The organism is Pseudomonas sp. EL_65y_Pfl2_R96, from assembly GCF_963970905.1.
In the GTDB taxonomy this organism is placed as follows: Bacteria; Pseudomonadota; Gammaproteobacteria; order Pseudomonadales; family Pseudomonadaceae; genus Aquipseudomonas.
In genome coordinates this window covers 1-350 of sequence record NZ_CAXAQH010000427.1, presented here as the reverse complement: position 1 = coordinate 350, position 350 = coordinate 1, and the positions used below count along the sequence as shown (strand labels likewise).

The window sequence follows — 350 nt, the reverse complement described above, 5'->3', positions numbered from 1 at the left end:
CCGCCCTTGGCATCGTCGATTTTCACGCTCAGGGAACCGCCGCCGGCCAACGCATCGTTCGGCGCGGTGAAGTTGACGCTGGCACTGCTCGAACCGACCGGGATGGTGATGGTCTGGCCGTTGGACAAGGTCACAACGACTGGCGAACCGGTGACTGGAGCGGACACGGACGCGGTGTACACCACGGTGCCGCCTTCGGCGACGCTCGAAGTGGCAGTCAGCGAAACGGTGCTGGTATCGATGGTGTCGTTAACAGTGGTGACAGCGGGTGTATCGCTGGTGACCAGATTCTCGAAATTGCCACCGGTCGCGCCTTTGATCGTCGCTTCGACGGTGCCGGCGTCTTTGTA

General features: G+C 62.0%; 1 protein-coding gene. It reads right to left on the bottom strand.

Annotated elements, in window-relative coordinates; genetic code table 11:
- Window positions 1-350, bottom strand: a 350-nt coding sequence (locus AACY49_RS31400) for an immunoglobulin-like domain-containing protein (protein WP_339528257.1), incomplete at both ends; no start/stop codon positions are given.